Below are 19979 nucleotides of genomic sequence, written 5' to 3' on the forward strand. Positions count from 1 at the left end.
GCAACCGGGCTGCTAGTGCGCCGTCCACTCGATGCTCTTCAGGTCGATGCCTTCCTTCGCCATTTCGTAGAGCGGGCTCATGTCCCGGAGCTTGCGGACCTTCTCCACCATGAGGCGGATGACGTAGTCCACCTCTTCCTCGGTATTGAACCTTCCGATGCCGAAGCGGATGGAGCTGTGCGCCATGTCCTCCTCGACGCCGCACGCTCGCAAGACGTACGAGGGCTCGAGCGAGGCCGAGGTACACGCGGAGCCGGAAGAGACGGCCACGTCCTTGATGGCCATCATCAGCGCCTCTCCCTCGACGTACGAGAAGGAGACGTTGAGGTTGCCTGGCAGCCTGTGCTCCAGGGAGCCGTTCACGATGACCATGTCCAGCTGGTTCATCAGGCCGGTGCGCAGCTTCTCGCGCAGGCGGAAGATGCGGGCTGACTCCTCGGCCATCTCCTCGCGGGCCAGCTCGGCCGCCTTGCCGAAGCCAACGATGGCCGCCACGTTCAGCGTGCCCGAGCGCATGCCGCGCTCATGTCCGCCGCCGTCCATCAGCGGGGCGATGCGCACGCGCGGCTTGCGGCGCACGTACAGCGCGCCCACGCCCTTGGGGCCGTACATCTTGTGAGAGGTGATGGAGACCAGGTCCACACTCATCTCGTCCACGTTGAACGGGAGCTTGCCCAGGCCCTGCACCGCGTCGCAGTGGAACAGCACGCCGCGCTGGCGGCACAGCTTGCCGATCTCCGCGATGGGCTGCACGGTGCCAATCTCGTTGTTGGCGAACATCACCGACACCAGCACCGTCTTGTCGGTCATGGCGGCGGCCAGCTTCTCCAGGCTCACCTGGCCGTCCTTCTCCACGTCCAGGTAGGTGACGCGCGCGCCGCCCGTGGGGAGCGCGGCCCACTTCTGGTACTGGGCGTCCTCTTCAATCCGGTACTTCGCGGCCAGCTCCGGCACGTCCTCGGGGGCCACGTCCCGCTCGGCCAGCTGCGACAGGCGGAGCATCTTCAGCTCGTCCAGCCGCTCCTGGCGCACGCGCTCCAGGCGCTTGCAGGTGTCCAGCACCGCCTTGTGCTCGGTCTTCAGGGTGATGATGTGGTCACCCTTGGCCTTGTAGAACTCGATGACGCCCTTGATGGCGAGGTTGTCCGACTCGGTGGCACCCGAGGTGAAGACGATCTCCTTGTCGGACGCGCCGATGAGCTCCGCCACCTGCTTGCGGGCCTTCTCCACCGCCGCCTCGGCCTTCCAGCCAAAGGCGTGGTTGCGCGAGGCGGCATTGCCGAAGTCCTCGCGCAGGTACGGCAGCATCGCCTCCAGCACCCGCGGGTCCAGCGGGGTGGTGGCGTGGTTGTCCATGTAGATCGGCAGCTTCATCTCGTCAGAACCTTCCCGGAGGACCCGGCGCATTGCTTTCCCGACACCGGGGGCCCAAGCCGCACGTAGTAGGTCGTACATCTACCCACCAATGTGGACCAGGACGGTCAAATATAAAAACAGGTGCCTTCCGGTCAAGGGAACATAAGGAGGGGACAGCCCCATCCCGCGCCAAAGCGGGGCCTTCCCCCTCGGCGGCGCGCTGACTTGGGGCAGTCCGCCTGCCCCGTTCCGGAGCGCTCGCTCCGGAATGGCGCGCCCGTTTCCAGTAAGTGCCTGGAAACACGTAAAGCGAGACTTGGCCGCTTCTCTGCACTGCGTTTCTCCCGGAGGGCGAACGCATGAGCGCCAACGAGAAGCAGATCCGGATGAATGGCACCACCCCCGCGGGAAATGGCACCGACACGCGCGTGCAACTGGTGAAGGTGGACGGGGGGGCGAGCGGGCAGCGCTACGACGCGGGCTGGCGGGCGGGCAAGCCCGAGGAGGACCCCGAGAAGATGAAGAAGTGGGGCCTGATCACCGCGCGGCCCAGCGAGTTCCTGATCCACATGCGACGCGGGCGGGTGCGCGAGGTGTCCGGCCAGGGCGCCAGCTGCTTCAAGCTGCCGGGCGACGCGGTGGCCATTGTCCCCACCAGCGTGCAGCGGCTGCAGTTCACCGCCGACCAGGTGACGAGCGAGAAGGTCGGCGTGCAGGTGACGGGCCTGGCGGTGTACCGGATCGTCGATCCGCTGGTGGCGTTCCGGATGCTGAACTTCTCGTTCCCCGAGCGGGCCAGCGAGAAGCTGCAGGAACTGCTGCGGGAGATGTTCGTGGGCGCCGCGCGGCGGCTGGTGGCCAACCTCTCGGTGGAGGAGTGCCTCACCCGGCGCAAGGAGGGCATCGCCGAGGAGCTGATGCGCGAAATCGCGCCGGTGGTGTCGGGCCGAGGCCGGCTGGATGACAAGACGGACTCGGGGTGGGGCGTCGTCCTCGACACCATCGAGATCCAGGACGTGCGGGTGCTCTCCTCCACCGTCTTCGAGAACATGCAGGCGCGCTACCGCCGGGAGCAGGAGCGGCAGGCTCGTGAGGCGGAGCTGGCCAAGGAGCGCTTCCTGCGGCGCGAGGAGGCGGAGGCCGAGCGTGCCATCGCCCTGACGAAGCTGGCGGCCGACGAGGAGGTGCGCCACAAGCGGCAGGAGACGGAGGAGCAGGCGCGGCTGGAGGAACTGGCCAGTGAGGAGCGCGTCTCCGGGGCACGGCTGGCGCAGGAGCGCACGCTGAAGCAGGGGGAGGCGGCCACCGAGCGCGAGGTGACGCTGGCCAAGCTGAACGCGGAGGCTGAGGTCCGCCAGCGCAAGCAGCAGGCGGATGAGGCGGCCCGACTGGAGCAACTGGCCACCGAGGCGCGTGTGGCGGAGTCCAAGCTGGCGCAGGATCGCACGCTCAAGCAGGCCCAGGCGGCGGCCGAGCGCGAGCTGGCGCTCAACAAGCTCAACGCGGACCTGGAGCTGCGCCAGCGCAAACTGGAGGCCGAGGAGAAGGGCAAGCTGGAGCAGCTCGCCGGAGAGGCGCGCCTGGCGGACGCCCGCCTGGCCCACGAGCGAGCGGTGGCCGAGGCGCAGATCGCCCACGAGCGCGCCATGGCGGGGGCCCGGGCGGAGGCCGAGCTGGACCGCATCCGCCACGAGCAGGAGGCGGCCTCGGCGCGGCACGAGGCGCAGCTCGAGGCGACGATGCAGGAGGTGGAGCGCATCAAGGCCCAGGTGCAGGTGGCCCAGGCGCGCCGGGCCATCGCCGAGGCGGAGCTGGCCATCGCCGAGCTGGAGGTGAAGAAGGAGCGCGTGGCGCAGGAGCTGGAGCTGGGCCGCGCCAAGGAGATGCGCGCCATCGAGAACACGCTGAGCCCGGAGGTCATCCAAATGACGCTGGCGCAGCAGTTGCCCCAGGTGGCCGCCGCCTTCCAACAGAAGATGGGCGAGGTTCACGTCACGGCGGTGGATGGGGCCAACCCGTTCGGATACATCGCAGCGGCTGTGGAAGGGGTGATGGGGCTCGCGCGTTCTGCGGGCCTGAAGATCCCCAACCCCGCTCAGCAGCCCCAGTAACCGGCGCCCGGTCGGGCGTATATAAAGGGAGCGGGGTGGCAACAGGAGGAAGAAGCCGTGAAGAAGGTCGGGATTCTCGCCGCGGTGTGCGGCCTTGCCGTGGCGGTCGTTCCCTGGCTCCTACCCACCGGCCCTAGCGCCGGCTTGGACGCGGCCCGGTTCCTGGAGTCTGGCAGCCTCGCCGTGGGCGCCGCGGTGGTGTTCGCCGGCGGCCTGCTCACGGCGATGACGCCGTGCGTCTACCCGCTCATCCCCATCACGGTCTCCGTCTTCGGAGCCCGGAAGGCGGAGGGGCGGGGCAAGGCGCTCATGCTCACCTCTTCGTACATCGTCGGTATGGGTGTGGTCTTCAGCGCGCTCGGGGTGCTGGCGGCGAAGACGGGGCAGGCGTTCGGGGCGATGTTGGGGCACCCGGGGGTGGTGACGGGGCTTGCGGTGTTCCTGCTGGTGCTGGCCACCTCGATGTTCGGGGCGTTCGAGCTGGCGCTGCCCGCCAGCATGCAGCAGCGGCTGACCTCGGTGGGCGGCGCGGGCCTGGCGGGCGCGTTCCTCATGGGCAGCGTCTCGGGCTTCCTGGCGGCGCCCTGCACGGGGCCGGTACTCACGGGCCTGCTGGCCTTCGTGGCGAAGACGGCGAACACGGGGCTGGGGGCGGGACTGCTCTTCATCTACGCGCTGGGCATCGGCGTGCCGTTCTTCCTCATTGGCGTGTTCACCGTGCGGCTGCCGCGAGGCGGCGTGTGGATGGAGTGGGTCAAGAGCGTGCTGGGCATCATCCTGGTGGCGCTGGCCTTCTCGTACCTGAAGGACGCGTTTCCCTGGGCGCGTGAGACGGTGAAGGGCGTGGCCTCGCAGCTGGGCAGCGTGCCGGGAGCGCTCATCGCCTCGGTGCTCGCCGTGGTGGGCGTGCTCGTGGGCGCGGTCCACCTGTCCTTCAAGGAGGGCCCGCGACAGTTCGCCTTCAAGGCGCTGGGCGTGGCGCTGGTGGTGTTCGCGCTGGTGGTGCGCGGCGGCGTGCTGGACGCGGGCGCCACGGGCCAGCTCTGGGTGAAGCTCGGCTGGGCCGAGCCGCCCAAGGCGCCCACCTTCACGTGGCACCACGTCATGCCGGCGAAGCAGGCCACGTTCTCGGCCGAGGAGTTCGAGAAGGTGCTCGCCAGCGCTCGGGCCGAGGGCCGGCCGGTGATGATCGACTTCTTCGCGGAGTGGTGCGCGGCCTGCAAGGAGCTGGACCGCGAGACGTACCCGTCGCCTGAGGTCATTGGCGAGTCGGGCCGCTTCCTGAACATCAAGATCGACGCGACGAACAGCGAGGATGCGCTCGACGTGGTGATGGAGCGCTTCGGCGTGGAGGGCCTGCCCACGGTGGCCTTCATCTCGTCCACTGGAGAGATGCTCAAGGATCCGCGCGTCACCGGCTTCCTGGAGCCGCAGCCGTTCACCGTGGAGCTCAAGAAGGTTCGCTAGGGGCGCACACCGCCGTCAGGGATGTGCGCCGGTCCCGCGTGCTGTTTCGTTACGGCGTGAGGGTGCAGGTCGCGGCTTGCGTCTGCACGTCGTTGAGGATCTCCGTCAACGCGGCCTCGAGGCTGCTGGCATCGGAGGCGGTGAAGGAGAGGCCGCCGCCCACCTGGGCTGTGTTCTCGAGCAGGTTGCTCTGGATGCCGTAGCCGATGGTGTGGATCCTCAGGCTCTGAGAGCCGGAGGTATCGAAGTCCCCAATCACGGCGGGCGTGGCTTGCTGCAGATCCTGGTTGGCCAGCAGCTTGGCCACATCGTCCAGATAGTAGTTGGGGTTGTCATCGATGTAGCTGCTGGGGCTGTTGCCCTTGTCGCGCATGTTGTAGGGCCCGCAGGGCTTCGAGTCCGAGCAGTACACGGGGCCGCCATTGAGGATGCGCAACTGGCTGACGATGGTGGCCGGGAGGCTGTCCGAGGTGGGCTCGCCGTCTGAGATGAGGATGATGGCGGAGTGCTGGCAGCCCCAGCACCAGCTGCGCCCCTGCGAGGTGAGCAGGGTGTTGCGGAACCCGCTCGGGTAGCTGTAGGCCGTCCCGAAGCCAAAGTTGTCGCGGTACACGTCGTCGCCCGAGGTGAAGTAGAAGCCTACGTTGAGCAGCGAGCGGCCCAGCGGCGTCCCGGTGGTGAAGGACAGCCCGTTGATGGAGTTGATGTAGCTGGCGCGGTTGTTGTCGAAGGCGGATGAGTCGGCGCGGATCTGCAAGCACGACGGGTTCTGCGACTGCCCCATCTGCGTGCCGAGTGTGGAGTTGGCGAAGTAGCTGAACCCGGCGCGCATGCCGCTCAAGTCCTTGATGGCCTTCTTGATCGCCGCCTTGACGGTGACGTACTTGGGTGGGTTGAAGTTGAGATAGCGGCCCCAGAAGATGAAGTTGGGGTTGGCCATGTTGCCGCTATTGGTCCCCTGGGCACCCGGCACCTTGTAGTAGCCCTTGATGTGCAGGCAGCTGAGGCACTGGGTGTAGTCAGCGGCCCCGGTGCTGGACCAGTTGGGTACCTGCGCCTCGCAGGCCTGCTCCTTCGAGGTCCACTGCGGGGTGGGGTCGGTGCTCTCACCCCAGTACATGTACCCGTAGAACTTGCTGTCCTGGAACAGGTTGGGGAAGCCCGTGTCCGAGCCCAGTCCCGTGCCCAGGTCCGGGACGGGGTAGGCCGTCTGCGAGTTCCAGCCGCGGCTGACCTGGTCCGCGTCCAGCCGTGGGTTGAAGCATCCTCCCGTGGTGGTGTCGAAGAACTCCACGTGGTTGCCGCCGGTGACTTGGGGCAGCTCCCGCATCGAGCCGGAGGTGTCGATCAGGAAGTGGATGTTGGGGGGCGCTACGGTCTGCGCGGAGGCAGCGCCCGCGGTACCGATCAGCATGAGGCCGAGACAGAGGCGAGGGGTGAAGGGACTCCAGCGCTTCATGGGGCTTCTCCTTGGATGCGGCGCGGTAGGGCGAGGAGGCCCGGGCCCTCCTCGCTTGCCCGTGCGCTCTGCAAGGGACGCCCCATCTCCGACGCGCTACCAAGTCAGCGAAAACACAGAGATGGAGGGCGGGGCGCGCAACGGGCTGCGCCTCGCAAGTTTTGCACCCCGCAAAGTTTGGAGGCTCTTCATGGACCTTCAGTGTCAGGTAGGATGAACCGCACCCTACTTACCAGGTTACATGCGCGTGGCGTGTGTGGTAGGGACGGGCCATGTTCATCTGGTTTCGCCGCCTCTTCGCGGCGCGCCCCCAGGCGCCCAGCCTTCCTGGGGAAGCACTCCCTCCGGAGGTTCCTCCCCCCTGGGCCATGACGCTGCTGGAGGCCGTCCAGAAGTCTTCGCGTGCGCAGGCCCGTTTGACGCTCCAGGTCGAGGATCTGGACCGGAAGCTGGAAGGCGGATTCGCCGAGGTGAGGAACTCGCTCTCTTCCTGGAAGAGCGCCGCGACGGGGGGAGCGCCGGATTCCAGCCTTCGCTGGGACGCGGTGTTGGATGCGCTGGATCTGCTCGACGAGGCGGCCCAGGTCGCGGACCCGGCTCTCGCGCCGGGGCTGACAGGGGTGGCGGCTCGGCTCGAGCGGTTCCTGGGGCAGTCAGGGCTGACGCGCCTGGTCCCGCTGGGGCATCCGCCCGACGGGCGTCTGTTCCGTGTCGTGGGCACTCAGCCCCACGACAGTCTCCCCGAGGGCGCCATCGCCCGCGTCGTGCGCGCGGCCGTCCTTCGAGGCGAATACCTCGTTCGTGAGGGCGAGGCCATCACCGTGAGGAAGCTGCCATGAGCCATGCATTCGGCATTGACCTGGGCACCACCAACTCGGTCATCGCCCATCTCGTCGACGGGCGCCCGGTGGCGATCCCCATCGACGGCAGCCCCATCGTCCCTTCGGTGGTGCTCTACACGGACGAGCGTGTCGTGGTGGGGCGCGAGGCGCGCAACCTCGAACTGCAACTGCCCGAGCGGTGCATTCGCTCGGTGAAGCGCAAGATGGGAACCGCGCACCGCTACGCCCTCACTGGGCGTGAGCTGACTCCCGAGCAGGTCTCCGCCGACATCCTCTCGGCGCTCAAGCGCGGAGCGGAGAAGGCCACGGGCGGCCCCGTGCGGGAGGTAGTCATCACCGTGCCCGCCTATTTCGATGACGCCCAGCGTCGCGCGACCCTGGAGGCCGGCGAGCGCGCGGGGCTCCACGTGCTGCGGTTGCTCAACGAGCCCACCAGCGCTTCGCTTGTCTATGACCGGCTGCTCGAGCCGGAGTCCGTGAGCGGGGGGGAGTCCGAGATCCTCCTCGTCTACGATCTGGGAGGCGGCACGTTCGACGTCTCGGTGCTCGAGGTCTTCCACGGGGTGCGTGAGGTGCGCGCCACCACGGGCAACACCCACCTGGGCGGCGACGACTTCGATGAAAAGCTGATGCAGCTCTTCCTCGATGAGCTCAAGCGCACCCAGGCCGTAGATCCGCGCGAGGACCTCCGGGCCATGGCGCGTCTGCGCCGCCTGGCAGAGGAGACGAAGATCCGCCTCTCGTCGGATATCGCGGTGCATGTGCGCGAGGAGTTCCTCACCCAGGCCCAGGGCAAGCCCGTTCACCTCGAGATGGAAGTGCGCAGGCGCACCTTCGAGGAGCTCATCGAGCCGCTGCTCGAGTCCACCGTGGCCCTGGCCCGTCAGGCGCTGGCGGACGCGCGGCTCGAGGGGCAGTCCCTCTCGCGGGTGTGCCTGGTAGGCGGCTCGACGCGCATTCCCAAGGTGCGCGAGCTCCTCGAGGAGGCGTTCGGAGCGGACATCCACGAGGAGGTGGATCCGGATCTGGCGGTGGGGCTGGGCGCGGCCATCCAGGCGGGCCTGCTCTCGGGTGAGCCCGTGGAGCGCATCCTGGTGGACGTGGCCTCTCACACCCTGGGGGTGCGGGCGCTCGGCCAGGACGATGTGCTGCGCGCCGAGCCAGACACCTTCGCGCCCGTCCTGCGCCGGAACACGGTGCTTCCGGCCGTGAAGGTGGAGGAGTTCTACACCCTGGTGCCCGAGCAGAAGCTCATCGAGGTCGAGGTGTTTCAGGGCGAATCGCACCGGGCCTCGGAGAACACGCGGGTAGGGGCCTTCGACTTCCCGCTCGATCCTCGGCCGGAGAACTCTCCGGTCCGGATGGAGTTCGCCTACGATCTCAATGGGGTGGTGAAGGTCTCGGTCAGCCAGCCCGGCACGAAGAACGCCAAGACAGTCGCCCTCGCGCTAGCGGATGCGGGCAAGGCCACCCAGAGTCTGGCGGCCCAGAGCGCCGTGGAACGCAAGGCGCGGGCTTTGGCGGCGCGCCTGCCACCCACGCTACGCGTCGAACTGGAGCGACTGCTCGACCAGTACACGGCGGCGGAGGGCGCTTCTCGCGAGCGAGCCGAGGAGGCGCTGCTGGACTTCTTCCTCGAGTACGAGGCCGAACATCGGGAGCCCTGAGCCATGGCGAGGCCCAAGAGCGAAGAGCTTCAGCACCGCAGGTGGTTGGAGGATGCCCGGAAGCACCTGGGGCGGGGAGATCTGGACAGCGCGTTGCCGGTGTTGCTCCGGTTGCCCACGCCGCTGCGGGAAGAAGTGCTCCCTCGCGGTGCTGCCCTCTTTCGGAAGGGGGTCCACGAGCAGCACCATCGGGGGGCCTGGGGCACGCTCAGCACCCTGGCCGCGCGGGCGGAAGCCGAACCGGGCCTGGTGGAGCGAGGCGTGGAGGCAGGGGAGGCTCGGGCCACGTTCTGGCCGTTGATGTGGGCGGCGGCTCGGGCTCGGGAGTGGGCCCGTGCCCAGCGGCTGTGGCAACCTCTCTCTGGCGTGGCGCGAGCGCACGCGCCCGTGCTGGCCGGGGCGGTGGACTCCTGGCTCTCCGCTCAGGGCGCTCCCTCCTCCGAGGCGTTGGCGCCCGCCCTCGCTTGCTTGCCTCCCGTGGATCCGCGCCTCGGTGTCGAGCCCTCGCGTCAGCACGCCTCCCCGCCGCCTCCCCGCTCCGTGGCGGAGGTGGAAGGTGCGCTCCTCGTCCTGTGCGCGCTCGAGCCCTTCCCTGTTTTCGCCGGCCGTGCCGAGACTTGGGCACGGGAGGCGCCGGCCGATGTGGTTTCGGCGGTGTGGGAACTGGCGGGGCAACTGGCGGCGCGAGAGCTGTGGCTTCGGGCGGCGGCGGGCAAGGGCGGAGCGGTGCTGCGGGAGCCGTCCTTGCTGCTGGCCCGGGCAGTGCGTGAGGGGGGGGCCGTCCAGGCGCTGGAGACTCCGACGCTCCAGGCGCTACGGGTGGTGACCACGCGCCTGCGCGAGGCAGGCCTCTGTCACACGGAGGAGGCAGAGGCATGGTGTGCCCTGGCCCAGGCGGCGGCACTCTTCCCGGAGGCCCGGCCCTGGGTGGTTCAGGCGGTGTCCGGGGTTCGGTTCTCGGAGGCGGCCCTTCCCCGAGCGCTTCGCCTCTATGAGACGCTGCTGGCCCTTGGCCCGGACGCGACGCTCTGGGGGCGGGCCTTCCTGTCCTGGTGCCAGCAGGAGCCCGAGGCGTACAGCGCGCCCAAGTGGCTCCAGGAGGGCTTGCGCCAGCTGCTCGCGACGCAGGCGTCCGCCCTGTTGGCTTGGCTGAGGGGGGCGTCGCCCTCGGACCGTGCGGAGCTGATCGAATGTGTGGCCTCCACCTGCGCGGTGAGCCTGGTGGAGTCCTGGGTGGAGGCGTGCTGGGAGGAGGCTGACGAAGCGCTGCGACGCGAGTTGAGCGAGGCCATCTCCATCCTGCTGGACCGCAGCCGCTCCAAGAAAGGGGGACGGGGGCTGGAGCAGGTGCTGCACGGCGCGCGAGACCTGGATGACGTGGCGCGCGTGTTGATGGATGTGGAAGGGGCACTGGAGGAGGTTCATACGCTCATGCGGCTCTCTCCAGAGGGCCTGCGCATCTGGCGCCGCTTTGCTCCCCGGGTGCTGTCCTACCGGGCGGAGTTCCTGGAGGAGGCGGTGCGCCAGGCCGCTTCGGATACCGAGATGTGGGAGGCCGTCGAGCGGTATCTGGCGGCGCGTCCCGGGGACACGGGGCATCTCGAGGTGCTGCGCACGCTGGAGGTGTTCGAGCACGGGGCGCTCGCGAAGCGTGTCCTGGCTCTGTGGCTGGAGCGACGCGCGAACAACGTGCAGGCGCTGGCGGAGGCGGCCGTGGCCTCCGAGCAGATGGGCACCCCCTGCAAGTACAGCCACAAGGTGTTGGAGGCCTTCCTGCGGGCCCTGGAGGAGCAGGCTCCCTCCGTGCTCTCCGGGGCGATGAAACAGGCACAGGAGCTGGCTCGTGGGCATCAGGTTCGGTTGCGCAAGCGCGGGGCCTCCGGGAAGAAGAAGGCTGACACGAAGGACCCTATGGCCCGCGCCTCCTCGCGCCGACGCACGACTCGGAAGAAGGCTCCCAAGGGTGAGGGAGAAGGAGGCCCAGGATGACGCTGCCCGACGAGCCTTTCGCCGTATTGAGCATGACGCCCACGCTGGATCTGTCGCTCGTCAAGCGCGCCTACTTCGCCGCGTTGGCTCGGCACCCACCCCACCAGGATCCAAAGGAGTTCCAGCGGGTGCGTGGGGCTTATGAGGCGCTGACTCGCCCGGGAGGGCTGGCGGCGGCGTACCTTGCCAGCCCCGTGGACGTGAAGAAGCTGGCCTCCGAGGCGCGCGAGCGCTTCGACGCATTGCTCGTGAAGGCCGCCCAAGTGGCGTCGGCTGAGCGAGCCGGGCAGGAGGTCCTGGCGCGGTTCGTGGAGCGGTGCTCCCGGATGGGGTGGGAGGAGGCGCTGCGAGTCTGCGGCGCGGAGCCACGGCACTGAGAAGCTCGCGCTGTCAGCTCGCTTCCGTGGTGCCTACGTGCCGAGCCGCCCTCGACTTTCGAGGACTCTGTCGATCATCAGCTCGTGCAGCGCGTAGAGCTGCTGGGCTTTCTCCTCGCCCTCGAGGAATGCCAGCGCGCCGGCCATGGCCTCCAACGTCGACATGCCCTCGGGGTGGGGCGGGCGGCGCAGCCGGCGTGTGTCGGGGGCTGGTGGAGGCAGTGTGAGCCCTGGCAACCTTCGTAAGGCAGGCACGCGCTGGACCATGCGGCGGGCCTGCCCCCAGTTCCCATCGAGCACCACCAGCCGCTTCGGCAGTGACGCATCCGGCGCCGGGGCCGGAGCACCTGGGAACAACAGCCAGGTGTCGGGCTGCTCCAGCACCGAGGCATCGAACCGCTCGCCCGGAGCGCCATACGTGAGCACCTGGCAGCGAGATAGGGCGAGCGCGGCCATGCGAGCCGTGTTGGTGGACTTCTCCTTCTCCTTGTTATGGCGGATGACGAGGAACTCAGTGCGCGTGTCGATGCGGGGCACCTCCGCGCACAAGCACAAGCGCGTGGGGAGGTAGCACCGCGGACAGCGGCCGGCGAGGTCCTCCGGGGTGCGAGACCTCATGTGCCGAGCTTGTTCTGGCGCCGGTACTGCTCCATCAACGTCCGGGCCTCGCGCAGCTTCTCCTCGACGAAGCGATCATCCGCATCCGGCTCGTAGTCCTCTTGCGTGTCGAGCTGGAAGAGGGCCGCGAGGCTGCCCGGAGTCACCTCGAGCCACTCGGCGGTGCGGCTCAGCGCCACCTGGCGGCGGCCGGCGAACGTCTCTGGCCCATCCTCTGGGCCGCACCGGCAGATGCGCGCCGAGTCCCCCGTCACATCCACGTAGAGCCCGAGCACCTCGGCGTTCAGCTCCGCCGCCAGCGAGCAGGTGGCCTCGCTCACGTACGCGGCCAGGGCGTGCGCGGCCGAGCGCTCCGAGAGCGAGCGCACCATGAAGATCTTCCACCCCGCCTGGCTCAAGGGCCCTGCCTCCTCCAGCGGGGTGAGCTCCGCGGGAGGCGCCTGGATGCGACTGAGCAGTCGACGCACCGGGGACTCGAGGCGCTCCGCGCGCGCATGCGAGGCCGGGCAGAAGAAGATGACGCGGTAGTCGCGGCTGTCGACAGAGGGTTCCATACGGCGGGGCGGAGAGAGGGGCTCCTTGAATAGCGATTTAATCATGATACATGAGTTATTCAAGAAGTACTGGAAATTGGGGCTAGAGGGGAATCTTCTGGGACGCGAGATTCCGCGGCGACCCAGACACCGACGCCGAGCACGAGGGCGCCTCCGAGCAGGCCCCATGAGCCGAGCGCCTCGCTGAAGAATACCCAGCCGACGAGGGAGGCGGTGAGTGGCTCCAGGTAGGTGAGCGCGCTGGCGGCGGCGGTGGGGATTCGTCGCAGGCCGGAGTTGAAGAGGATGTTGCCGATCAGGCCGGACAGCACGCCACCGGCGACGACCCAGAGCACGGGCAATTCGAGCGGCGGCAGAGCGCTGCGGCCGAAGAAGAGCAGCAGCGTGGCGACGGCGATGGCGGCGTGAACCGAGGTGACGCCCAGGGGAGACCAGACGCGCGCGGCCTCCTTGGCGCCGAAGACGGTGATGGCGAAGAAGATGGCGCTCGCGCCACCGAGCGCCGCCGTCCACCCGGAGAAGTCCTCTCCGGGCTTCCAGATGAGCAGTCCCAGGCCGATCAGGGTGAGGGGAGTGCCGAGCAGGGCTCGCATCGAGCGCCGCTCCCGCATGACCCACGGCGCGGCCAGGGCCACCAGCAGGGGCGCGAGGTAGTGGGTGAGGACGGCCACGGCGACGGGGCCCCGCCTCACGGCCGCGAAGAAGAGGGCCACGTTGATGGCGTCGGCCACCCCCATGGCCACGAGTGCTATCAGGGCGCGGCGATCCCGCAGGGCCTCGCGCCGAAGCAGGAAGGGCGCGGGCAGAGACATGATGAGCAGGGCGAGCAGGGCGTTCTGCGCGCCCGTGAGTCCCGCTTGCCGAAGGAAGAGCGGCCAGCAGCCCCAAAGGGTGGCTCCAGCCGCGACCATGGCGAAGTACCGCACGTGAACTCCTGAAGGCCGGGGCACTCCGCCCCGGAGGCGCGCAGCGTAGATCAGCGCGGGGAGATGTGAACGGGGATGCCCTTGGGGGCAGGGTGTCGCCTCTCTGTCGGTGGGAGGGCGGGCAGGCGCCAAGGGCGTCGTCAGTGACCGTCAACGCCGGTGACAGCGCCCGTGCCAACCCCGCGAGAAGAGGCGCGAAGAACGATGGCACGGAGGGTGCTCCAGGGTTGGGGCAGAGGAGGGACACACCCGATGAACCTGACCCGTGACCTGCGCTCCGCCATCGTCGATGTCGGCGTGGCGCTGAGACGCCCCGAGGAGTTCACCACCCGCTGGAGGGACCGCCGGCTCACCGCCGGTCCGCGCCCGCTCATCTTCCCCGTGCTCCTGGCGAACGCGGTGCTGGGCATCGCCGCGTACGGCCTGGTGATGCGGCTGCACGAGGGCTGGGGAGGCATGTTGGGCGGACTGCTCAAGGCGCCGGTGGCGGCGGGGTTGGCGTGGACCATCGCGCTGCCGGCGCTCTACATCCTCAACTCGGCGTTGGGCTCGAAGCTGGACGCCTCCACGACGCTGCTGGCGGCGCTCACCACGGTGAGCTTCGGCTCGCTGGCGCTGCTGGCGAGCGTTCCCATCACCTGGTTCTTCGGGCTGGCGCTGCCGTACGGCTTCGTGCGGCTGGCGGTGAACCTCACCGTCTTCGCGGGGGTGGGCGTGTGCATGGTGGACGTGTTCCTGCGGACCATGAAGGCGCTGGAGCCCGAGCGCAGCCGCGCCTACGCCCTGCTGTGGCTGGCGCTGGTGGGCGTCATCGGCGCGGAGTTGATGACGCTGTTCTCCCTCTTCCGCTTCGACGCGTGACCCTTGGAGGCTGCCATGGACGCTGCTCCGACTCTCGACTCTCCCGTTCTGCCAACTCCCGAGGCCCCGCCGAGCCCGGTGCCGGGCATGTTCGACCTCATCCTGCGCGGAGAGATGCGCCTGCACCGCCTGCTGCGGGATGAGGCGGGCCTGCCGGAGGTCATCCAGAAGTTCCTCGCGCTCTCGGTGCTGGGGCTCACCATCCACGGGGTGGTGCTGGGGCTGGCCGCGGAGCTGTTCGCGCCGAGCCATGCGCTGGGCTGGTACCAGACGGGCCATCCGGTGGTGTGGATGCCGCTGGCCTTCATCGCGGCCTTCCTCGGGGCGCTCTGCATCTGCCTGCCGTCCTTCTACTTCTACACGCAGCTGTCGGGGCTGGACGCCTCGTTCCGGCTGGTGACGGCGCAGGCGCTGCGCGCACAGGCGACCATGTCCGTGCTGCTGTTGGGCGTGCTCCCGTTCTACACGGCGTGGTTGCTGGGGACGGTGGTGGGGGTGTTCGACGCGCCGGGGACGGCGCTCTTCGCGGGCATGTGCCTGCCCTTCGCGGTGGGCTTGCTGGGCATCCGGGCGGTGTATCGCGGCTTCTGTGATCTGGCCGAGCACCTGCCCATCACCCACCAGCGCCGGGGCAACTTCCTGCGGCGGCTGGTGCTGTGCTGGGGCGCTGTCTACACCGTCATCGCGCCCGTGGCGCTCTACCGCCTGGGCGAGGCGCTCGGTCCCCGCCTGTAACCGAGGAGGAGCTTTCCATGGGCGTCGTCGAGACCTGCATCCTCTATCTGTTGTTGGGCGGTGTCATCGCGGTGGCGCTGGTGCTCCGCGCGGAAGGACGGGGGCGGGGCGCACGGGTGGTCACCTTCGTGGCGGGCCTCTTCTTCTGGCCGGTGTTCGCCCCGTTTCTGCTGTCCCCTATAAAGGATGCGCCCACGTCACAGCCGGCCCAGGCGGCACAGGCTCGGCTGAGGGCGGCGCTGGGGCAGGTGGAGGGGCTCGCGGCGGACGTGCTCCGCCCCGAGGTAGCGCGGCTGCGGGGATTGGTGGACGCGGTAGGCAAGATGGAGGCGCGTGTGGCGGAGATGGACGCGCTGTTGGCCACGCCCGAGTTCAACCGGACCGCCGCGAGCGCGCAGCTGGAGGCGCTGTCTCAACGCGGACTGTTGCCGGAGGACCCCCGGGTACAGAGCGTCCACGCGCGACTGCGCAACATGGAGCGGCTGGGCGCGATGCGCGAGCGCACGGCGGCGGACCTGGAGCGGGTGGTGCTGCAACTGGAGGAGATGGGCTCACGGCTGCAACTGCTGAAGTTCGCGGGTCGGCCGGACGCGGAGCTGGTGGAGCTGCTCCAGTCGGTGGCCTCCAGCGTGGAGGAGGTGACGGAGGGATTGCTGGCGGCGAGCTGAACGGCTCAGGTTTCTGCCAAAGTGGCCGGCCATGGGGCCTCTCTTCGCCTATAGCCTCGTGCCGGTGCTCTCGGTGGCACTGCTGCTGTGCTTCACCGCCACCCTGCGCGCCCGGGACGCACGGGGCTTGGCGCTCTACTGCCTGACGGTGGCGATGTGGAGCGGTGCGTTGCTCATGTTGTGCCTGCCTCGCACGGTGTGGCTGGGAGAGCGTCTCGTGTCGATAGGGACCTTCACCGCCGCGGGCTTCCTCCACGCGGCCTACAACGTGACGGGGCAGCGCTCGTATGGGCTGGTGGTGTTCGCCTACCTCGTGGCGCTGGGGCTGACGGGACTCGGGGTGGTGGAGCCCAACGTCCTCTATGGACCGCTCGGGATGACCCGGGGCCCCCTCTTCTGGCCGGCGATGGTGCTGGCGGTGGTGGCGGCGACGGTGCCGCTGGTGCATCTGGTGCGCGCGTACCGGCTGGCGCCGGCCGAGCGGCGGCCACTCTTGAGAGGTGTGGGCATCGCCGGGGTGTTGACCTACTCGGGCGGTATCGGGAACGCGCTGCTGCTCTCGGGCGGGTACGCGCTGCCGTTCGGCATGTACCTGGTGCTGGGCGGGCTGCTGGTGCTCTCGCAGGTCATCGGCGGGCTTCAGGCGGAGAGCGATCGCCGGTTGTTGGAGCGCAGCCTGTTGTACTCGGCGCTGGCGGCGGTGCTGTCGGCGGGGTTCCTGTTCGGGGTGCTGTCACTGATGGCGGGCAGCGGGCAGCCGTACCTGCTGGAGTACCGGGTGGGAGCGTTCTTCCTGCTGGCACTGGCGGCGCTGGCGTTCGAGCCGGTGCGTCAGGGGTTCCAGGAGTGGCTGGGCCGACGGCTGTTGAAGGGACGCGCGGCGGCAAGCGAGCTGGCCGAGGAGCTGGTGAAGCAGGAGGCGCGGGCGGACCAGGCGGCGCGGCTGGCGGAGCTGGGCCAGTTCACGTCGGCGGTGGCCCACGAGGTGCGCAATCCGCTGGGAGTGCTCGGAGCGCACCTGAAGCTCCTGGAGCGCAAGGGGACCGACCCGGAGCTGCTGGCGGCGATGCGAGAGCAGATCGACCGAGCGGGCCACTTCGTGGACGAGCTGCTCCGCTACGGGCGCCCGAGACCGCTGGAGCTGCGGCGGGTGGATCTACGGGCCACGGTGGCGCTGGCGTACTCCACGGCGAAACAGGGACTGGGCGCGCTGGCACCGGAGGTGACGTTCGAGGAGACAGAAGGGGAGGGCCTGGAGTTGGAGGCGGATCAGGCCCAGCTCTCGCAGATCTTCGTGGTGCTCTTCGAGAACGGGCTGTTGGCGTTGAGGGAGGCACAGGCTCCGAAGCTGCGAGTGACGTGTACGGGGGAGAGTGAGCAGGTGCGCGTGGTGGTGGAGGACACAGGGCCAGGGATTCCACCCGAGTTGCTGCCGCGCCTGTTCCAGCCCTTCGTCACGGGGCGAAAGCGCGAGGGACGGAGGCCGGGGACAGGGTTGGGGCTAGCGATCGCGCGAGGCATCGTGGAGCGGCATGGCGGGCGAATCACCGCGGGGCGCTCGGAACTGGGCGGGGCGCGCTTCGACGTGGAGCTCCCGAAGGGCCAGACGGTAATGGCCGCGGCGACGGGAGGCTGAGATCGGAGTCAGGGGGCGGTGCCTGTGACCCGTTGACCGGTGAGCACATCGAGCGTGACAGGCATCCAACCGCCTGGCGGATCCATCTCCGCCGACACGTGCAGGTGCTGTCCCGAGAAGCCTGTGGCGACGATGCCATCGACAGCGATGCGCTCGCTCGTCCACATCCAATTCAGTCCTGGGTCGAACTTCTGGATGTTCTCTCCGCCCAGCACGTACAGAGAGTTCCACTCTGGATCGAGTTCGAAGTGGCCGAAGTACATATCCACCTGCCGGTGGAGACGTTCGACGCCACGGACCAGATCCAGCGCGAAGAACGTGGCTCCACCCCCCAGGAGGACCACTTCGGCTTTTTCCCAGACGAGGGACTCTACAAAGGGACCGCCCGCGTCGAAGAGCACTGCGGCCTGCCAGAGTGGCTCACCGCCACGCGAGAGGGTGAAGATCCACCGATCCCCAAGGTCGACTCCCGGACGGCCTCCAATCCAGTGGAGTTGCTCAGTCCCCAATGGAGCATCGTGTGGGAACACGCCAGGTGCCCGACCTTGCTGGATCATATAGAGGGAGGTCATCTCTCAGGTTCCTTGCCCGAGAGATACCTGCAAAGCCAAGGGGGACGCGAGATGGATGCACGCCTCGAGACGGAGCGCCTCATCCTCCGGCAGTTCCAGGAGTCGGACCTCGACGCATATGCGGAGATCTGCGGGGACCCAGAGGTCATGCGTTACGTCGGCGAGTTCAAGCCGATGGATCGGGCGAATGCCTGGAGATCGATGGCCACCCACCTTGGGCACTGGCAGCTCCGGGGGTACGGCATGTGGGCCGTCGAAGAGAAGGCCACCGGGCGAATGATTGGCCGAGTGGGACTCTGGAAACCCGAGGGCTGGCCGGACCTCGAAGTGGGCTGGATGATCCACCGCGCCTACTGGGGACGCGGCCTCGCGACGGAAGCAGGCCGTGCCTCGATCGACGCGGCATTCCGGATGCTCGAGGTGGACCATGTCATCAGCGTCATCCACCCCGACAACGCTGCCTCCATCCGTGTCGCCGAGCAAGTAGGCGAGTCATTTGAGCGCGACTGGACGCTCCACGGACTCTCGCTTCGCATCTACGGAAGCTCCCGCCCGCGCACTCGCTGAGGCAGGGCCCTCATCCCTCGGATGCTCGCCGGGCCAGACCGCGCCCGCCTCAGTGTACGAACGCTGGGAGCAGGGTCGCGCGTGAGCACCTTCACTCATGTCATGAGTGGCTTCACGATCGCCCTGGCCGTAGGCGTCCTCAGCACCGGGCTGTTCAGCGGGGTGCGAGCCGCGTCGTCGGGGCTCGCCTTCCTGCTCCTGCTGGTGGCCATGACGTTGTCGGAGTCGCCACAGGCGTAGCCACCATTGCAGGGGAGGTACACATGAGAAGGCCAATCCGGTTCATCGAGCGAAACTGGACCCAGCTGGCGCTCGTCGCCGTTGCCGCCTCGTGGGTGTTCCGGAGGCTCCGCACGAAACGCCACCGAGTGGAACTGCCAGCACCCACTGGCCCGTTCCAGGTGGGCCGGCTCGCCTTCGACTGGCTGGACCCTGCCCGGAAGGAGCCCTATGCCCCCGGGAAGAGGCGCCGCCGCGAGCTGTCCGTCTGGATCTGGTACCCGGCCGAGGTCAACCCGGGCGCCCAGGCAGGGGAGTACCTGCCGGGACGCTGGCGACTCACCAGTCTGCTCTGGGGCTTCCAGGCCTCACGGGTTCGAGCCCACGCTGTCTCCAGGGCTCCCGTGGCGCGGGGGCAGGAGCGGTTCCCCGTGCTCGTCTTCTCGCCTGCTGCCTTCGCGCCGCACTACTACACAGCCCTCTTCGAGGAGCTGGCGAGCCATGGCTATGTCGTCGTCGCCTTGAGCCATACGTACGAGATGCTCCCTGTCTCCGTGTTCGCGGACGGCCGGGTCCGGCTCTTCCGTCCCGCCAGCGTGGGAAACGCGCTCCAGGTCTCGCGGATCCCGCACGAGGAGGATGTCCGCAAGCGGGCGAGGGTGGTGGGCGTAAAGGCCGAGGACCTGAGCTTCGTGGTCGACCAGCTCGAGCGGCTCAATGCGGGCACCGGATTGCTGGCAGGCAGGCTGGATCTCGATCGGCTGGGGGCCCTGGGCCACTCATTGGGAGGCAACGCGGCGGCGGAGTTCTGCCGGAGGGATCGCCGATGCCGGGCCGTGGTGGACCTGGATGGCGGCCTGTGGAGCGAGGTTTCTCAGGAGGGAATCCCCCGGCCCTTCCTGATGCTGTTCGCCGAGCACCCGGAGTACCTGCGGCCCTGTGCCGACTCGGTGCGCCAGAAGGCCTTCTCCTCCGAGGAGTACTGCCAGGAGCACCGGGCCTTCGCCGTGACGGGATGGCAGCGGCTGTATGCCAGCGCGCAGCCGGGCTACAGCATCCAGGTGCGTGGGGCGGGGCATGCCAGCTTCACGGACTGTGGGCTCTTGCCGCTCAGGTCTGGCTCGTTTGCTCGGCAGAGCCTGGGCTCCATCGAAGGGCACCGGATGTGGCGAGTGCTGAGTGACTACCTGCTGGCCTTCTTCGACCGGCACCTGCGTGACAGGCCCGCGCCGCTCCTCGATGGGCCAGATCCCTCCCACCCCGAGGCGCTGTTCGAGCCACCCGAGGTGCTCTTCCAGGTTCCCAAGGCCTGAGACCCAGGCTCGTTACCATCGGGTTACCCACCCATACTGCTC

General features: G+C 68.7%; 19 protein-coding genes. 13 read left to right on the forward strand and 6 right to left on the reverse strand.

Annotated features, from left to right (window positions below; all coding sequences use genetic code 11):
- Positions 1-12: 12 nt before the first annotated feature.
- Positions 13-1374 (reverse strand): IscS subfamily cysteine desulfurase, encoded by a 1362-nt coding sequence (locus tag SYV04_RS25020; protein ID WP_321548401.1) that lies wholly within the window; start codon positions 1372-1374, stop codon positions 13-15.
- Positions 1375-1715: 341 nt separating this feature from the next.
- On the opposite strand from SYV04_RS25020, the gene SYV04_RS25025 reads away from it, so the two are divergent.
- A complete protein-coding gene (locus SYV04_RS25025) occupies positions 1716-3467 on the forward strand; it encodes an SPFH domain-containing protein (protein ID WP_321548402.1) in 1752 nt (583 codons plus the stop codon).
- Between the two features lie 57 nt (positions 3468-3524).
- Positions 3525-4934, forward strand: coding sequence for a protein-disulfide reductase DsbD family protein (locus SYV04_RS25030; RefSeq protein ID WP_321548403.1), 1410 nt, complete (start codon positions 3525-3527; stop codon positions 4932-4934).
- 49 nt (positions 4935-4983) lie between these two features.
- On the opposite strand, the gene SYV04_RS25035 is transcribed toward SYV04_RS25030, so the two are convergent.
- The gene (locus SYV04_RS25035; RefSeq protein WP_321548404.1) at positions 4984-6393 is read right to left on the reverse strand and encodes a pilus assembly protein; all 1410 of its coding nucleotides are present in this window, start codon (positions 6391-6393) and stop codon (positions 4984-4986) included.
- Between the two features lie 272 nt (positions 6394-6665).
- Between SYV04_RS25035 and SYV04_RS25040 the strand changes: the two genes are divergently transcribed.
- Genes SYV04_RS25040 through SYV04_RS25055 form a run of 4 tightly spaced genes read left to right on the forward strand, consistent with a single transcriptional unit; the run spans position 6666 to position 11268 of the window.
- The gene (locus SYV04_RS25040) at positions 6666-7232 is read left to right on the forward strand and encodes a hypothetical protein (protein WP_321548405.1); all 567 of its coding nucleotides are present in this window, start codon (positions 6666-6668) and stop codon (positions 7230-7232) included.
- Positions 7229-8902 (forward strand): Hsp70 family protein, encoded by a 1674-nt coding sequence (locus SYV04_RS25045; RefSeq protein ID WP_321548406.1) that lies wholly within the window; start codon positions 7229-7231, stop codon positions 8900-8902. Before SYV04_RS25040 ends, SYV04_RS25045 begins: the two co-directional genes overlap by 4 nt.
- A 3-nt stretch (positions 8903-8905) precedes the next feature.
- Complete coding sequence (locus tag SYV04_RS25050) at positions 8906-10891, forward strand: DUF6109 family natural product biosynthesis protein (protein ID WP_321548407.1); 1986 nt, start codon at positions 8906-8908, stop codon at positions 10889-10891.
- Entirely contained in the window at positions 10888-11268 is a 381-nt protein-coding gene (locus SYV04_RS25055; RefSeq protein WP_321548408.1) for a J domain-containing protein, read from the forward strand. The genes SYV04_RS25050 and SYV04_RS25055 overlap by 4 nt, the downstream gene beginning before the upstream one ends.
- 33 nt (positions 11269-11301) lie before the next feature.
- On the opposite strand, the gene SYV04_RS25060 is transcribed toward SYV04_RS25055, so the two are convergent.
- From SYV04_RS25060 to SYV04_RS25070, 3 genes are read right to left on the reverse strand one after another with little or no spacing between them, the layout of a single operon-like run.
- Entirely contained in the window at positions 11302-11886 is a 585-nt protein-coding gene (locus SYV04_RS25060) for a tRNA-uridine aminocarboxypropyltransferase (RefSeq protein ID WP_321548409.1), read from the reverse strand.
- Entirely contained in the window at positions 11883-12440 is a 558-nt protein-coding gene (locus tag SYV04_RS25065) for a hypothetical protein (protein ID WP_321548410.1), read from the reverse strand. Before SYV04_RS25065 ends, SYV04_RS25060 begins: the two co-directional genes overlap by 4 nt.
- Before the next feature lie 59 nt (positions 12441-12499).
- The gene (locus tag SYV04_RS25070) at positions 12500-13366 is read right to left on the reverse strand and encodes a DMT family transporter (protein WP_321548411.1); all 867 of its coding nucleotides are present in this window, start codon (positions 13364-13366) and stop codon (positions 12500-12502) included.
- A gap of 252 nt (positions 13367-13618) precedes the next feature.
- Here SYV04_RS25070 and SYV04_RS25075 point away from each other — a divergent pair, with 252 nt between their 5' ends.
- Genes SYV04_RS25075 through SYV04_RS25090 form a run of 4 tightly spaced genes read left to right on the forward strand, consistent with a single transcriptional unit; the run spans position 13619 to position 17266 of the window.
- A complete protein-coding gene (locus tag SYV04_RS25075) occupies positions 13619-14227 on the forward strand; it encodes a hypothetical protein (RefSeq protein ID WP_321548412.1) in 609 nt (202 codons plus the stop codon).
- Between the two features lie 15 nt (positions 14228-14242).
- Positions 14243-14962, forward strand: coding sequence for a hypothetical protein (locus SYV04_RS25080; protein WP_321548413.1), 720 nt, complete (start codon positions 14243-14245; stop codon positions 14960-14962).
- A gap of 17 nt (positions 14963-14979) precedes the next feature.
- Positions 14980-15630, forward strand: a complete 651-nt coding sequence (locus SYV04_RS25085; RefSeq protein WP_321548414.1) for a hypothetical protein — start codon at positions 14980-14982, stop codon at positions 15628-15630.
- A gap of 31 nt (positions 15631-15661) precedes the next feature.
- Entirely contained in the window at positions 15662-17266 is a 1605-nt protein-coding gene (locus tag SYV04_RS25090; RefSeq protein ID WP_321548415.1) for a sensor histidine kinase, read from the forward strand.
- A gap of 8 nt (positions 17267-17274) precedes the next feature.
- Here SYV04_RS25090 and SYV04_RS25095 read toward each other — a convergent pair whose 3' ends face one another.
- Complete coding sequence (locus tag SYV04_RS25095; protein WP_321548416.1) at positions 17275-17838, reverse strand: hypothetical protein; 564 nt, start codon at positions 17836-17838, stop codon at positions 17275-17277.
- Between the two features lie 51 nt (positions 17839-17889).
- Between SYV04_RS25095 and SYV04_RS25100 the strand changes: the two genes are divergently transcribed.
- The 3 genes from SYV04_RS25100 to SYV04_RS25110 all read left to right on the forward strand — a co-directional run bounded on the left by SYV04_RS25100 (position 17890) and on the right by SYV04_RS25110 (position 19937).
- Positions 17890-18405: a GNAT family N-acetyltransferase gene (locus tag SYV04_RS25100; protein ID WP_321548417.1), complete on the forward strand. Its 516-nt coding sequence runs from the start codon at positions 17890-17892 to the stop codon at positions 18403-18405.
- Between the two features lie 81 nt (positions 18406-18486).
- Positions 18487-18645 carry a hypothetical protein gene (locus tag SYV04_RS25105; RefSeq protein WP_321548418.1) on the forward strand — a complete coding sequence of 53 codons (159 nt, stop codon included), beginning with the start codon at positions 18487-18489 and terminating at the stop codon, positions 18643-18645.
- A gap of 23 nt (positions 18646-18668) precedes the next feature.
- On the forward strand, positions 18669-19937 hold the full coding sequence (locus SYV04_RS25110; protein ID WP_321548419.1) for an alpha/beta hydrolase family protein: 1269 nt from the start codon (positions 18669-18671) through the stop codon (positions 19935-19937).
- Positions 19938-19979 lie beyond the last annotated feature (42 nt).

The sequence above is a fragment of the Hyalangium ruber genome, from assembly GCF_034259325.1.
Classification (GTDB): domain Bacteria; phylum Myxococcota; class Myxococcia; order Myxococcales; family Myxococcaceae; genus Hyalangium_A; species Hyalangium_A rubrum.

What these genes read in the sequence shown, in the direction of transcription:
- SYV04_RS25020 (WP_321548401.1), bottom strand. Translation starts at nt 1,374, where the DNA reads ATGAAGCTGCCGATCTACATGGACAACCACGCCACCACCCCGCTGGAC.
- SYV04_RS25025 (WP_321548402.1), top strand. Translation starts at nt 1,716, where the DNA reads ATGAGCGCCAACGAGAAGCAGATCCGGATGAATGGCACCACCCCCGCG.
- SYV04_RS25035 (WP_321548404.1), bottom strand. Translation starts at nt 6,393, where the DNA reads ATGAAGCGCTGGAGTCCCTTCACCCCTCGCCTCTGTCTCGGCCTCATG.
- SYV04_RS25040 (WP_321548405.1), top strand. Translation starts at nt 6,666, where the DNA reads ATGTTCATCTGGTTTCGCCGCCTCTTCGCGGCGCGCCCCCAGGCGCCC.
- SYV04_RS25045 (WP_321548406.1), top strand. Translation starts at nt 7,229, where the DNA reads ATGAGCCATGCATTCGGCATTGACCTGGGCACCACCAACTCGGTCATC.
- SYV04_RS25050 (WP_321548407.1), top strand. Translation starts at nt 8,906, where the DNA reads ATGGCGAGGCCCAAGAGCGAAGAGCTTCAGCACCGCAGGTGGTTGGAG.
- SYV04_RS25055 (WP_321548408.1), top strand. Translation starts at nt 10,888, where the DNA reads ATGACGCTGCCCGACGAGCCTTTCGCCGTATTGAGCATGACGCCCACG.
- SYV04_RS25060 (WP_321548409.1), bottom strand. Translation starts at nt 11,886, where the DNA reads ATGAGGTCTCGCACCCCGGAGGACCTCGCCGGCCGCTGTCCGCGGTGC.
- SYV04_RS25065 (WP_321548410.1), bottom strand. Translation starts at nt 12,440, where the DNA reads ATGGAACCCTCTGTCGACAGCCGCGACTACCGCGTCATCTTCTTCTGC.
- SYV04_RS25075 (WP_321548412.1), top strand. Translation starts at nt 13,619, where the DNA reads ATGAACCTGACCCGTGACCTGCGCTCCGCCATCGTCGATGTCGGCGTG.
- SYV04_RS25080 (WP_321548413.1), top strand. Translation starts at nt 14,243, where the DNA reads ATGGACGCTGCTCCGACTCTCGACTCTCCCGTTCTGCCAACTCCCGAG.
- SYV04_RS25085 (WP_321548414.1), top strand. Translation starts at nt 14,980, where the DNA reads ATGGGCGTCGTCGAGACCTGCATCCTCTATCTGTTGTTGGGCGGTGTC.
- SYV04_RS25090 (WP_321548415.1), top strand. Translation starts at nt 15,662, where the DNA reads ATGGGGCCTCTCTTCGCCTATAGCCTCGTGCCGGTGCTCTCGGTGGCA.
- SYV04_RS25095 (WP_321548416.1), bottom strand. Translation starts at nt 17,838, where the DNA reads ATGACCTCCCTCTATATGATCCAGCAAGGTCGGGCACCTGGCGTGTTC.
- SYV04_RS25100 (WP_321548417.1), top strand. Translation starts at nt 17,890, where the DNA reads ATGGATGCACGCCTCGAGACGGAGCGCCTCATCCTCCGGCAGTTCCAG.
- SYV04_RS25110 (WP_321548419.1), top strand. Translation starts at nt 18,669, where the DNA reads ATGAGAAGGCCAATCCGGTTCATCGAGCGAAACTGGACCCAGCTGGCG.